Here is a 13,638-nt window from a genome sequence, read left to right on the forward strand (position 1 = left end):
AACCGGCGGCCTCCCACAATCGAGGCACCGACCAAGAACCCGGAACCCGAGCCCGCCTTCGTTGCTTCGATATCGAAGCAAGTGACCCACTTCACCGGCCGACTTTCCACGACGAGTCTTTCCTAAGGTCGGCCAAATGTGCGCAGGAGGCCGCGGCTGATGATGGTTTTCTGGATTTCGCTGGTGCCCTCGCCGATCAGCAGGAACGGGGCCTCGCGCATCAAGCGCTCGATCTCGTATTCCTTCGAGTAGCCGTAGCCGCCGTGGATCCGGAACGCCTCCTGCGTCACCTCGGCGCAGTACTCGCTGGCGATCAGCTTCGCCATCCCGGCCTCGACGTCGTTGCGCGCCCCGGAATCCTTCAACCGCGCCGCGTTCACCATCATCAAATGCGCGGCCTCGACCTTGGTCGCCATCTCCGCGAGCTTGAACGCGATCGCCTGGTGCTGCGCGATCTGCTTCCCGAACGTCGAACGCTGCTGCGCATACGCCACCGCCAGCTCGAACGCCCGGATCGCGATCCCGCACGCCCGCGCGGCCACGTTCACCCGGCCGACCTCGACCCCGTCCATCATGAACGAGAAACCCTTGCCCGGCGCGGCCCCCAGCACCTTGTCCGCACCGATCCGGAAGCCGTCGAACACCGCCTCGGTGGTGTCCACGCCCTTGTACCCCATCTTGTCGATCTTGCCCGTAATCGTCAGCCCCGGAAGGACCTCGCCGAACCCGGACGGCTTCTCCACCAGGAACGTCGTCAGGTTCTGGTGCGCCTTCTCCGCGCCCTCGTCCGTCTTCACCAACAGCGCGATCAAGTTGGAGGAGCCGCCGTTGGTCAGCCACATCTTCGCGCCGTCGATCACATAATCGTCGCCCTCGCGCTTAGCGCGGGTCTTGATCGCAGCCACGTCCGAACCCAGATCCGGCTCCGACATCGAGAACGACCCGCGCACCTCGCCAGTCGCCATCCGCGGCAGGAAATGCTGCTTCTGCTCATCCGTCCCATGCTGCTTGATCATGTGCGCCACAATGAAGTGCGTGTTGATCACGCCGGACACGCTCATCCAGCCCCGCGCGATCTCCTCCACCACCAGCGCATACGTCAGCAGCGACTCGCCAAGGCCCCCGTACTCCTCCGGGATGGTGAGCCCGAACAGGCCCATCTCCTTCATGCCCTCGACGATCTCCGCCGGATACTCGTCCGCGTGCTCCAACGCCTGCGCGTGCGGGATGATCTCCTTGTCCACGAACGACCGCACCGTGGACAGAATCTCCTGCTGCACATCGGTCAAACCCGCGGTCCGGGCCAAACGAGCCATCAGGTCAGCTCCTCACTGCGGCGATGACGCGCGCGAAGTCGCGCATCGCCGGTTCGGGCACCGTGACGTAGCTGAAGCCGAACGTCTTCCGGTGCAGATGAAGGGTTTCCGCGATCTCCGCCGGAGGTCCGGAAAGGACGGTGGGCACCTGCGCCAGATCGATCGGGTGCGCCTCGAACCGGGGCAACCGCTCGACTGCGGCCTGACGCTCGCCGTCGAGGGCGACGGCATGGACGAGCAGGTTGAGTTCGAGGGCGTCGAAGCGGTGCGGAGCCGCCTGCCGCACGTATTCCACGCGGGCGGCGAGCGCGTCCGGGCCGAGGAACCGGAGCATGCCGGGACGGTGCCCGGGTGCGGCCCCGCTGAACGCGACGATGTCGGCGTGATCGGCAGCGATCCGCAGGACCCGGTCACCGTTGCCCGCGACGCACAGCGGCGGCCGCCGCACTGGGCTCGGGCGGTGATCCGGGTCGGCGAGGAGCCGCCCCACCTCCAGCACGGTGTGCTCGAGGTGGTCGACTCGTTCGGACGCGCTGCGCCAGGGAATCCCGGCGAGGTCGAATTCAGCCTTCACGTAGCCGGTTCCGAGCGCGACCTCCAGGCGTCCGTCGAGCAGCGCGTCCGTTCCGGCCAGATCGCGGGCCAGCAGCACCGGGTTGTAGAACCCGGAGTTGAGCACGAACACCGCGAGCTGCGGCCGGGTGGTGACTTCGGCCGCCGACACGAGCGCGGGCAAGGGCGCCGGCATGCCGAGGTGGTCGGCGACCGCGATGACGTCGTAGCCGAGGTCTTCGGCTTCGCGGCACCGCGCCTGCCATTCCGCGCGCGAGGACGGGGTGAGCAGGTTGACGCCGAACCGGAACTCCCGGGTGGTCATCCGTGCGTCTTCCGGATCGCATCGACGGCGTTGTGCCGGTCCGCGGCGATGTAGACGGTTCCGTCGGTGCCGAGCGCGAGGCCGCCGGAACGGGCGTATGGGACGTCGAGGTAGCCGACGTCGAGGCCGGTCGCGAGCACTTCGTGTTTTCCTTGCCGGTCCACCGAAAGCACGCGATGGCCGGTGGCGTCGAGGACGACAGCCGATCCGTCCGGTCGCACCGCGACCGCCCGCAGTCCGCCGAGTCCGGCAGCTCGTTCGACGACCGTTCCCGAGGCGGGTTCGACCTCGACAAGACGGCCCTGGCCATCGGCGACCAGGACGGTCCCGCGCTTGGTGACGGCGATACCCGTTGGGGTGCCGAGGTTTTCCGCCAACGGACGGACTTCCTCGCCGACGACGCGCAGCAGCCTTCCGTTCGCGGGTTCGGAAATCACCAGGCTGCCGTCGGACAGCTCGACGGCGTCCGCGGGATTGTCGAGTCCGTGCACCTCGCGGACGACCTTCCCGGTCCGGCGGTCCACCACCTGAACCGACCCGATCAGCTCCGACGTGAGCACGAAATGCGCTGCGGTGACGCTGATCCCGGACGGAAACTCCAGAGAGGACGATAGCCGCCGCTGGATTTCGCCGACCGCACCGGTACGCGGGTTCACGGTGCGCAGCGCGGTCACGTCGGCGACGTAGAGCGTCCGCCCGTCGGAGGCGATATCGGCCGGGAAGGCGAGCTGGCTCGACGTAATGGCCCTGACGGTTCCGGTGTTCAGGTCCACGCGGGAGACGGAACTGTCGGCCATGTTGCTGACGTAAGCGTGCCCGGTGGAGTCGATGATCATGTTGTCATCGGCGGCAGGCAGCATCGCCACGGTGTGCTTGGCGCCGGTCGGGTCGATCCGGGCCAGCTGGCCGGTCGCGCCGTCGAGCGCGTAGAGGCGGTTCTGCGGGTCGAAGCGGACGGATACCGGTTGACGGAATCCTTGAGCGAGCACGGAAATCGCTCCGGTTCGCGGATCGACCCGGGCCACTTCCCCGTATTTCGACCGCGGCGCGTAGATCATGCCGTCCGGTCCGAAGGCGAACGCGTTGAGCCCGCCCGGATCGCGCGCGACGAGCCGGGGTGCCGCCTGGCCGGCGGGGTCGATCTCCCACAGCGCGTCGGCGAAGGTCAGCTGCCCGACGTACAGATGCTTGCCGGACCGGTCGAACGCGATGGAGTTGACGCCGGGCAGATCACGCGCGACGGTGCGGATCCGGCCGTCCGGTGCACGGCCTTTCACGACACCGCCGACCGGGTCGGTCCACAGGAGTTCGCCGGAGGGGGCTACCGCGAGGTCGTCGGAACGACCGTCGCGCGGACCGACGAGAGTGCGGTTCCGTCCGGTCCGGGGGTCCACTGCGGAAATGGTTTCGCTGGCGAGGCTCGCGGTGAGCAGGTCGCCGTTCGGGGCGACGGCGATGCCGTTCGGCGAGTGCAGCGTGGTGCCGGTGACCAGCCGCTGGACCCGGTAGCGGGTGGTGGCGGCAGCGTCCGGGACAGCGGTCAGGGGCAGGACAAGCGCGAGGGCGAGCGCGACAGAGCGCAGGCGTCGAACAGTGGACAAGGGTCTTCTCCTCCGCGGTCAGTCCCCGGGGCCGCGTGCGGCGGCCCCGGGGCGGCTCTGGGTCAGAGCTGGGCGGCGCTGGCGTAGACGGACTGGAATTCCAGGTAGCTGTCGAGCGCCTCGGGCCCGAGTTCGCGGCCGACGCCGCTGCCCTTCATCCCGCCGAACGGCGCGCCGAGGTCCTGGAGGTAGTAGTTGAGGCCGATGGTCCCGGTCCGCACGCGGCGGGCGAGGGCGAGGCCGCGGTCCTCGTCGGCGGTCCAGACCGAGCCGCCGAGTCCGTATTCGCTGTCGTTGGCGAGGCGGACCGCGTCGTCCTCGTCCTCATACGGGGTGATGGTGACGACCGGGCCGAAGATCTCCTCCTGCGCGATCCGCTCGCGGTTGTCCACGTCGGCGAACACGGTGGGCTCGACGAACCAGCCGCGGGACAGCGCGGCGGGACGCCCGCCGCCCGCCACCAGCCGGGAGTCGGAAGCGCGGCCCAGTTCGAGGTAGCCGAGAACCCGGTCGAGTTGCGCCTTGCTGGCCATCGGGCCGCAGGTGACGGCCGGGTCGAGCGGGTCGCCGAGCACCATTTCGCGCGCGTACTGCGCGACCGCGTCGACCACTTCGGCGTAGCGCGAGCGCGGGGCGAGAATGCGCGACTGGACCGTGCAGGTCTGGCCGTTGTTCTGGAAGCAGGCGTTGTCGAGACCGGCGACGAAGGTGTCGAGGTCCGCATCGTCGAGCACGATGGCCGCCGATTTCCCGCCCAGTTCCAGCGTGCACCGGCGGATCAGCCGCCCGCATTCCGCGCCGATCGTCCGGCCCGCGGCGGTGGATCCGGTGAACGCGACCTTGTCCACCAGCGGATGCGACACCAGCGCGGCACCAGCTTCGCGACCGGCGACCACGATGTTCAGCACGCCCGGCGGCAGCCCGGCTTCCGCGGCGGCGTCGGCGAAAACGTACCCGTCGAGCGCGGTTTCCGGCGACGGCTTGAGCACCACGGTACAGCCCGCGGCGAGCGCCGGCGCGATCTTCATCATCGCGAGCACCTGCGGGTAGTTCCACGGCGTGATCGCAGCGACCACGCCCACCGGGGCGCGGCGCACGACCGTCGATCCGGACGCGCTCGGCCGGACTTCTTCCAGCTGCTCCGCCGCGATCTGGTCCGCGTACATGGTCAGCAGCCCGGCCGGCGCGTCCCCGTTGAAGGCGTTCGACAGCCCGATCGGCATGCCGTTCTCCCGGCTGACGAGCGTGGCAGTGTCGGCGGCGCGGGCTGCCAGCGCCTCAGCGAACCGGCGCATCGTCGCCGCGCGTTCCGCGGCGGTGGTCCGGCCCCACGGTCCCTCGTCGAGGGCGCGGCGGGCGGCGCGGACGGCAGCGTCGATGTCGGCGTCGGAGCCCAGCGCGGCGCGGCCCAGCGGTTTCTCGGTAGCCGCTTCCAGGGCGAGGTGCGTCTCGGCGCCCTTCGGCTCTGTCCAGACACCGTCGATGAAGAACCGGGTGCGGTCGAGGGCGATGCTCGAATCGATGGTCAACGTACCTCCTTGTACGGGTTTTCCGGCACGGCGATGACCCGCCGGTCGTGCAGGCCGCCGAGTTCGGCGGCGGTAAGGCCGAGCACCTCGGCCAGTACGGAATCGGTGTCCGCGCCGAGCGCCGGGCACGCCCCGGCGGGACCGCGCTCGCCCGAGAAGCGCAACGGCGACCGTGCCGTGATGGCCGGGCTGCCGCTGGGCAGTCGCAGGTCGGCGAGCACGTCGTGTGCCCGCTCGCGGTGTTCGGCCACGAGATCAGCCATCCCGCGGTAACGGCCCCACAGGACCCGCGCGGCGTCGAGTTCCTTGCCCACCTCGTCGAGGTCGCGCGCGGCGAACCACGGCCGCAGGACCGCCGCGATGGTCTCGCGGAGGCGATACCGTTCGGCCTCGTCGCGCAGGTCCGCGTTCATTGCCTTCTCCAGTGCGGTGAACACCTCCGCGGTCCCGGTCGCCGACTGCAACGCGCGCCACTGGCCGTCGGTGAGCGCCACGACCATCACGCGGGCGTCGTCGCGGCAAGCGAAATCGACGCCGAAACTGCCGTAGACGTGGTTGCCGTGCCGGGGCCGTTCGCCGTGCCGGTCGGCGGCTTCCGACAGCCAGCCCAGATTCGCGACCCCGGCGAGAGACACGTCGGACAGCGCCAGCTCCGCATAGGACCCTTCGCCGGCGCGGTCGCGGTGGTGCAGCGCGGCGAGCACGCCGGTCGCGACACTCAGCCCGGTGACGAGATCCCACGCGGGCAGCACGTGGTTCACCGGCGCGGCCCAGTCGCCGCTGCCGGTGATCCCGGGGATCCCGGCTTCGGCGTTGACCGTGTAGTCGACCGCGGGCCGTCCGTCCGGATAGCCCTGGACGCGCACGTGGATCACGTCGGGACGCCGGGCGGCCAGCCGTTCGTGGGCCAGCCACGGACGGCCGACCGCGTTGTCGATCAGGATCCCGCGATCGCGGCCGGAAGCGGTGGCCAGTGCGAGGACGAGTTCGCGGCCTTCCGGATCGCGCAGGTCGATCGCGACCGAACGCTTGCCCTTGTTCAGGGAAGCCCAGTAGTAGCTCTCCCCCGTCGGCGCGACCGGCCAGCGGAGGTAGTCGCTGCCGCCGCCGATCGGGTCGATGCGGACGACGTCGGCGCCCAGTTGCGCCAGGGTCAGGCCGCCGGTCGGCCCGGCGACGAAACTCGCGCACTCGACGACGTGGGTACCGGCCAAGGGCCTGGTCATGACAGTCCTCCTGAAGGAACGAGCACGGCGCGGCCGGCGACCCGGTCGGTGAAAGCGCGCGCCGCGTCTTCGAGCGGGTAGCGACTCACCGCCGGTCGCACCCGGCCCTCGGCGACCAAGGCCATCGCCTCGGCGAAGGTGCGCATGAGCGTGGATCCCGAGCCGGTGATGACGGCTTCCTTCTCGAACACGAAAGCCGGATGGACTCGGATCGGCTCCCCGCTGACCTGTCCGGTCAGTACGTATCGGCCCGCGTGGGCGAGCGCGCGGAAAGCTTGGCGGAACACGGATTGCAACCCCGTGTTGTCGAGCACGACGTCGACGCCCTGGCCGCCGGTCAGGTCGAGGATGTCCTGCCCGGCGGTGTCCCCGGTGAGCACCACCTGCGCAGCACCGGACTTCTCCAGCTGCGCGATCTTGTCCGGACTCCCGGTGAGCGCGAGCACGCGGGTCCCGAGCGCGGCGGCGACCTGGACGGCGTGCATCCCCAATCCGCCGCCGGCTCCGGTGACCAGGACCGTCTCGCCGGGCTTGACCCGCGCCACCCGGCGGAGAGCCTGCAGTCCGGTGCCGACCGCGCAGGCGACCACGGCGGCCTCGGCCAGCGGGACCCCGGGCGGCACGGGGAGCAGGGCGGATTCCGGGAGGACCGCGTATTCGGCGAACCCGCCGTAGAGGAACGCGCGCCGCGGGCAACGCAGTTCGTCGCCGGCCGCGCATGGTTCGCAGCGGCCGCAGGTGCCGAACTGCTTCGCGGCGACCCGGTCCCCTGCCGCGAACCGGGTTCCGCCGGCCACGACGGTTCCGGCGATCTCGTGGCCGAGCACCGCGGGCAGCGGAATGTCCAGCAGTCCGGCCCGGTCGGCCTGGTCGTGCCCGCACACCCCGCAGGCCGCGACTTCCACCAGGACCTCGCCGCTGCCGGGTTCCGGGCAGTCGGCTTCAGTGACCGCCAGTTCTCCCGGAGCGCTCAGGACGACGGCGCGCACGACGCGATCACCTTGCCCGGGTTGAGGATTCCGTGCGGATCGAGCGCGTTCTTGACCGCCGCGTGCATCGCCAGCACCGCCGGGCTGAGTTCCCGGGCGAGCCCGCCGCGTTTGAGCAGGCCGACACCGTGTTCCCCGGTGACCGTGCCGCCCAGCGCGATCGCCTCGTCGAGGATCTCCTCGAACGCGGCCTCCGCTCGTGCCCTTTCCTCGGGCGGGACGACGAGCACCGGGTGCAGGTTGCCGTCCCCGGCGTGCGCGACATTCGCGATCCGCACGGCGTGCCGGACGCCGATGGCTTCGATCCGCCGCAGCATTTCCGGCACCGCGCCGCGGGGTACGCAGACGTCCTCGGTGAGCACCGGGCCCAGTCGTTCGAGCGCCGGGTACGCCAACCGTCGCGCGGCGAACAGCGCCTCCGCTTCGTCCATATCGGACGATGCGGCCGCCCAGGTGGCTCCGGCCGCGGTAAAGCAGTCCGTCAGCACCTTCGCCTCGTCCTCGCCGAGTGCGTCGGTGCGGCCGAGCAGCACCGCCTCCGCGTCGGCGGACAGGCCCATGTTCTTCCAGGCGTCCACCGCGGCGAGAGTGTGCCGGTCGATCAGTTCCAGCGCCGACGGCACGACGCCCGACTCGCTGACGGCCGCGACCGCGTCTCCCGCCGCCGACAGGCTGGGGAAATACCCGGCGACCGTGCGTTCGCCGGCCCGCGCGCCGCGCAACCGCACGGTGACTTCGGTGACGACGCCGAGCGTGCCTTCCGAGCCGACCATCAGCCCGGTGAGGTCGTATCCGGCCACGCCTTTCGCGGTCCGGCGGCCGAGCCGGACCAGTTCCCCGGTCCCGGTGACGACTTCCAGCCCGAGCACGTAATCGCGGGTGACGCCGTATTTGACGCAACACAGCCCGCCGGCGTTGGTCGCGACGTTGCCGCCGATCGTCGACCAAGGCGCGCTCGCCGGGTCCGGCGGATACCACAGGCCGTGTTCCGCGCACGCCGACCGCAGCGTTTCGTTCACGACGCCGGGTTCGACCACCGCGAGCCGCTCGGCGGTGTTGATCTCGCGGATCGCACTCATCCGCTCGGTGGACAGAACGATCCCGCCCGCGACCGCGTTCGCGCCTCCGGACAGCCCCGTACCCGCTCCGCGCGGCACGATCGGAACGCGGTGGTGCAGGCACACCTGCACGGTCTGCTGGATCTCCTCGGCGGTCTGCGCTCGCACGACAGCCAACGGCAGATCGTGCTCGGCCCACACCGCCTCGTCGTGTGCGTAGGCGGCGAGGACGTCCGGGTCGGTGAGGACCCGGCCGGCGGGCAGCGCCCGGCGAAGTTCGTTCAGCACGGCGCACCGGCTTTCGCCGCCCGGAACTCGTCCAGCTGCCGAGCGAGAGCGCTCCGGTATTTCGCGACAGTGGCGAGCTTGACGTCCTCGTAGCCGCGCACCAGGTCTGGCAAAAGAGCCATTTCCACTGCCAGAGCGTGGTTTTCCGGGTCGAGCCGCTCAGCCAGCTCGCCCACGACCCGTTCGTACTCAGCGATCAAGTCACGCTCCAGCCGCCGGACCGCGGCGCGGCCGAACGGGTCCAGCGGCGTCCCCCGCAACCACCGCCCCGCCACCAGGACCCGGAAAACCGGCTTGAACCACGGCCCCAGTTCGATCTTGCGGCGCATGCCGAGCGCCTTGAGCACCGGCGGATGCAACCGGTACGCGATGCGGGCGTCGGCGCCGAATCGCGCGCGGACTCGGCGTTCCTGCGCCGGATCCAGCGAAAGCCGCGCGACCTCGTACTCGTCCTTGTAGGCCATGAGCTTGTACAGATTCCGCGCCACCGCTTCCGTCAGCGCCGTCGCGCCCGGGACCGCACTGGACTCGGCGCGGCGCACCCGTTCCACCTGCTCCGCGTAACGGCGCGCGTAGCCGACGTTCTGGTACGCGATGAGGTCTGGCACCCGGACCCGCAGCAACCGCGCGAGTTCAGCGCTTTCGCCGACGGTGGCCAGGAGTGCGCGGGCCGCCGGGGACAGCGCGGGCTCCGGTTCGGGTTCTCCGCGCACACCGGCGAGCACAGTTTCCAGCGCCGCAGGGTCCGCGACCCATTGCCGGCCGCGGCGGAACGCCTGCACGTTGGTCTCGACCCGAACCCCGTTGCGAGAGACGGCTTCTTCGATCGCCTCCGCTGGAACAGGCAGCGCACCAAGCTGGTAGGCCACTCCGGTCAGCAGGAGATTGGCGTACTGGTCCTGGCCGAAGAGCACCTCGGCCATTTCCCGGGCATCCAGCGCCGTCATGGTTCCGGCCGCTTCGCGGAGCCGGTCGAGCAGGGCCGCCTCCTCGGGGAACGTGACGCTGGTGTCGGCGACCATCGCTCCGGTCGGGACCTTCGACGTCGAGACCACCGCGGTGGTCCGGCTCGGGTCGGCGACGGCGAGGTAGCGCGGGTCCGCGGCGACGAGCACGTCGGCACCGAGGTAGAGGTCGCATTCACCGTCGCTGGCTTTGTTCGCGTGCGTCGCGCCGATCTTGACGTCGGAGACGACCGCGCCGCCCTTCTGCGCGAGCCCGGTCTGGTCGAGCGACCGCACCGGCAGTCCGGCGATGTTCGCCGCGGTCGCGAGGATCTGCGACAGCGTGACGACGCCGGAGCCGCCGACCCCGGTCACCCGCACGGTGTACCGCTCAGCCGAGACCGTCCGTTTCGGTTCCGGCAGCGGGTCCGCCAGAGGTTCGGCGAGCGGCCGCTTCCCCGCGCTCTTGCCGGGAAGCACGGTGAGGAACGACGGGCAATCCCCTTCCAGGCACGAGAAATCCTTGTTGCAGGACGACTGGTCGATCCGGGTCTTGCGGCCGAATTCGGTGTCGACCGGCTGCACCGAGAGACAGTTCGACTTCTCCCCGCAGTCGCCGCAGCCCTCGCAGACGCGTTCGTTGATCACCGCGTGCTGCGGCGGTTCCGGGGCGAGCCCGCGTTTGCGTTTGCGGCGCAGTTCGGTCGCGCATTCCTGGTCGTGGATCAGCATCGTCACGCCCGGGACGCGGGCGAGCGTCTCCTGCGCTTCGGCCAGCCGGTCGCGATGCCAGACCCGGACGCCGCGGCCGAGCCGGACGCGCCGGTAGCGCGCCGGTTCCTCGGTGGTGACGATGATCCGGCGCACGCCTTCAGCCCGCATCGCCGCGACGACCTGGGGAACGGTGAGCACCCCGGTCGGCTGCTGGCCGCCGGTCATCGCGACGGCCGAGTTGTACAGCAGCTTGTAGGTGATGTTGACCCCGGACGCGACGGCCGCGCGCACCGCGAGGCTGCCGGAGTGGTGGAAGGTGCCGTCGCCGAGGTTCTGCACCAAGTGGTCGTCGCGCACGAACGGCGACATGCCGATCCATTGCGTGCCCTCGCCGCCCATCTGGGTCAGTCCGGTGATGTCGCCGTAGTCCTCGCGGCCGGTCATCAAGACCAGGCTGTGACACCCGATCCCGGCGCCAACCAGCGATCGCTCCGGCGTCTTCGTGGACGAATTGTGCGGGCAGCCCGAGCAGAAATACGGCGTGCGAGCGGCGAGCGGGAGCGCGATCGTGCGTCGCGGGGCCTGCCAGGATTCCACGGACGGGAAGCCGCCGTGCGCACGCAAGCGGATCGCGAGCGCCGCGGCGATGCGGTCCGGATCCAGTTCGCCGTCGGCCGGGACCAGCGCGGTGCCGTCGGGACCGCGTTTGCCAGCGACGGCCGGAGTGTCGGGACGGCCGTAGAGCAGGTCCTTGACCGCGGTCTCGATGAAAGAACGTTTCTCTTCCACCACCACGATCTCACGCAGTCCCGCCGCGAACCGGGTGACGGCTTCGGGTTCGAGCGGGTGCACCATCGCGAGCCGCAGCAGCCGGACTCCGCGACGCTCCAGTTCGGGCTCGTCCAGGCCCAGGATCTCCAGCGCCTGGCGGAGATCGTGATAGGTCTTGCCCGCGGCGACGATCCCGATCCGGGCGTCGCGGCCGCCGACAACGGTGTTCAGCCCGTTGACCGCGGCGTAACGACGGGCGAGTTCGAGACGCGCGCCGTCACGGCTGCGCTCCAGCCTGCCGAGGTCCGGTTGCAGCATCCGGGCGGTCATCTCGTGGACGAACGGCCGACCGTCGACCACCGGATCCGGCTCAAGAGAACGGAACCGGCCCGGATCGACGCGCACGGTGCCGGTCCCGTCGGCGACGTTCGTAGCGATCTTGAACCCGACCCAGAGCCCGCAGGCCCGTGACATCGCCACCGCGTGCTGCCCGAGATCGAGGACCTCCTGCGGATCCGCCGGGTACAGCGTCGGCATGCCGAGGTCGGCCAGCAGCAGTTCGGAGCTGCCGGGCACCGTCGAGGATTTCGCGCCCGGGTCGTCGCCGACCAGCGCCAGCGCCCCGCCGAGGCGGTGGGTGCCCATGAGGTTGTTGTGCCGCAGGGCGTCCGAGGCGCGGTCCAGGCCCGGGGACTTGCCGTACCAATAGCCGGTGACGCCGTCGACCCGCCGGTTCTCCGACTGGGCCGCCAGCTGCGCGCCCTGCACCGCGGTGGCCGCCAGTTCCTCGTTGACGCCCGGCTTGAACACGATGTCGTGCTCGGCCAGCAGCTCCGCCTGTTTGCCCAGTTCGAGGTCGTATCCGCCGAGCGGCGAGCCCTCGTAGCCGGACACGAACGCCGCCGTCCGCAGCCCCGCCCGCTGGTCGGCGCGGCGTACCTCGAAGGGCAGCCGGGCCAGCGCCTGGACGCCGGTCAGCTGGAACTGCCCTTCGGCCGCGCGATATCGATCAGTCACGACCGGATTCCTCCCTCTGCCGCCAGTGCCCGAAGCTGGTCCAGCACTGGCTCGACGCCTGGCGCGCGGGTCAACGGATGGATCGCCACGTGATCAGCCCCCGCGGCGAGATGCTCGCGAACCCGCGCCGCCACCTGGTCCGCAGCGCCGCACACGACCAACTCGTCCACCAGCCGGTCGCTCCCGCCGTCGGCGAAGTCTTCGTCCCCGAAACCCAAGGCACGCAAGTGGTTCACGTAATTCCGCAGCACAAGCCGGGTCGCGACGTGCTCCCGCGCCACCTCGCGCGCCCGTGCCGCGTCCGCATCGACGACCACTGCCTGTTCCGGAACGAGCAACGGCTCCGGACCGAGACGTTCCCGGGCGGCCGCGGTATGCGCGGGCGGCACGAAGAACGAGTGCATCCCGGCGGCCCGGTCGCGGGCCAGTTCCTGCATCCGGGGCCGCAACGCCGCCAGCACCCGAGGCACCGCACGATCCGGCCGCGGCCCCCGGTAGCGATCGCTGTCCAGCACGTCGAGGTATTCGCGCAACGCCGTCAGCGGCCGGTCATGGCCATTCCCGCGGCCGGCCTCCGCGTGGCTGGCACCGAGGCCGAGCACGAACCGTCCGGGGAAAGCCTCGCCGAGCGTCTGGGCCGCGCCTTCGGCGGCGACCGCGTCGCGAGCCCAGATGGTGGCGACTCCGGTGGCTACGGTCAGCCGCGTGGTCGCCGACAACAGCAACGCGGCGTTGGTGAAGATTTCCTTGTGCGCCGGGGATTCGCCAATCCACAGCGCACCGTAGCCGAGGTCCTCGACCACCCGGGCGGCCTTCGCGGCCTCGGCGGCGGGAACCTCCGCCAGCACGGACAGCCACACGCCGACCGGGCCGATCCGGGCCGCCAGTTCACGAGACGGCTTCACGCCTGCTCCCCCGGCCCGAATTCCGGCAGCCACACCCCGTCGCCGACCTCGCGGAACGAGACCGTCACCGGTTCGCCGAGCACAGGGTCGTCCGGGCCGGTCCACGTCGTGGTCAGGTTCGGGCCGCTGTCGAGCCGGACCTGCACCACGACGTACGGCACGTCGTCACCCTCGAAGTAGCGCTTGTGGAACCGGACCCAGCTGTGCACCCGGCCGGTCCCGGCGTCGGTCGTCCACTCGACGTCGCGCCGGAAATCACGCGGGCACACCGGGGACGGCGGCCAGAACGCCTCGCCGCACGAGCCGCACACCGGGACGCGCAGTTCGCCGCGAGCCGCGCCGTCGAGGTGTTCGACGTCCTCGGGGTAGCGAAGCGGGAGAGGTCGCGCAGCGGTCATCGTGG

General features: G+C 70.7%; 10 protein-coding genes. All 10 read right to left on the reverse strand.

Annotation, left to right across the window (positions count from 1 at the left end; all coding sequences use genetic code 11):
- Positions 1-122 precede the first annotated feature (122 nt).
- The 10 genes from H4281_RS33535 to H4281_RS33580 all read right to left on the reverse strand — a co-directional run bounded on the left by H4281_RS33535 (position 123) and on the right by H4281_RS33580 (position 13,633).
- Complete coding sequence (locus tag H4281_RS33535; RefSeq protein WP_182894856.1) at positions 123-1,316, reverse strand: acyl-CoA dehydrogenase family protein; 1,194 nt, start codon at positions 1,314-1,316, stop codon at positions 123-125.
- 4 nt (positions 1,317-1,320) lie between these two features.
- The gene (locus tag H4281_RS33540; protein WP_182894857.1) at positions 1,321-2,193 is read right to left on the reverse strand and encodes a TIGR03621 family F420-dependent LLM class oxidoreductase; all 873 of its coding nucleotides are present in this window, start codon (positions 2,191-2,193) and stop codon (positions 1,321-1,323) included.
- Positions 2,190-3,794: a PQQ-binding-like beta-propeller repeat protein gene (locus H4281_RS33545; protein ID WP_182894858.1), complete on the reverse strand. Its 1,605-nt coding sequence runs from the start codon at positions 3,792-3,794 to the stop codon at positions 2,190-2,192. The genes H4281_RS33540 and H4281_RS33545 overlap by 4 nt, the downstream gene beginning before the upstream one ends.
- A 62-nt stretch (positions 3,795-3,856) precedes the next feature.
- Complete coding sequence (locus H4281_RS33550) at positions 3,857-5,317, reverse strand: aldehyde dehydrogenase (RefSeq protein ID WP_376771988.1); 1,461 nt, start codon at positions 5,315-5,317, stop codon at positions 3,857-3,859.
- A gap of 2 nt (positions 5,318-5,319) precedes the next feature.
- Positions 5,320-6,549, reverse strand: coding sequence for a CoA transferase (locus H4281_RS33555; RefSeq protein ID WP_182894860.1), 1,230 nt, complete (start codon positions 6,547-6,549; stop codon positions 5,320-5,322).
- Positions 6,546-7,538: an alcohol dehydrogenase catalytic domain-containing protein gene (locus H4281_RS33560; RefSeq protein WP_182894861.1), complete on the reverse strand. Its 993-nt coding sequence runs from the start codon at positions 7,536-7,538 to the stop codon at positions 6,546-6,548. Before H4281_RS33560 ends, H4281_RS33555 begins: the two co-directional genes overlap by 4 nt.
- Positions 7,520-8,884, reverse strand: coding sequence for an FAD-binding oxidoreductase (locus H4281_RS33565; RefSeq protein ID WP_182894862.1), 1,365 nt, complete (start codon positions 8,882-8,884; stop codon positions 7,520-7,522). The genes H4281_RS33560 and H4281_RS33565 overlap by 19 nt, the downstream gene beginning before the upstream one ends.
- Entirely contained in the window at positions 8,878-12,330 is a 3,453-nt protein-coding gene (locus tag H4281_RS33570; protein WP_182894863.1) for an indolepyruvate ferredoxin oxidoreductase family protein, read from the reverse strand. The genes H4281_RS33565 and H4281_RS33570 overlap by 7 nt, the downstream gene beginning before the upstream one ends.
- Positions 12,327-13,235, reverse strand: coding sequence for a TIGR03620 family F420-dependent LLM class oxidoreductase (locus H4281_RS33575; RefSeq protein ID WP_182894864.1), 909 nt, complete (start codon positions 13,233-13,235; stop codon positions 12,327-12,329). Before H4281_RS33575 ends, H4281_RS33570 begins: the two co-directional genes overlap by 4 nt.
- On the reverse strand, positions 13,232-13,633 hold the full coding sequence (locus H4281_RS33580; protein ID WP_182894865.1) for a Zn-ribbon domain-containing OB-fold protein: 402 nt from the start codon (positions 13,631-13,633) through the stop codon (positions 13,232-13,234). The genes H4281_RS33575 and H4281_RS33580 overlap by 4 nt, the downstream gene beginning before the upstream one ends.
- Positions 13,634-13,638 lie beyond the last annotated feature (5 nt).

The sequence above is a fragment of the Amycolatopsis dendrobii genome (assembly GCF_014145675.1).
Classification (GTDB): Bacteria; Actinomycetota; Actinomycetes; order Mycobacteriales; family Pseudonocardiaceae; genus Amycolatopsis; species Amycolatopsis dendrobii.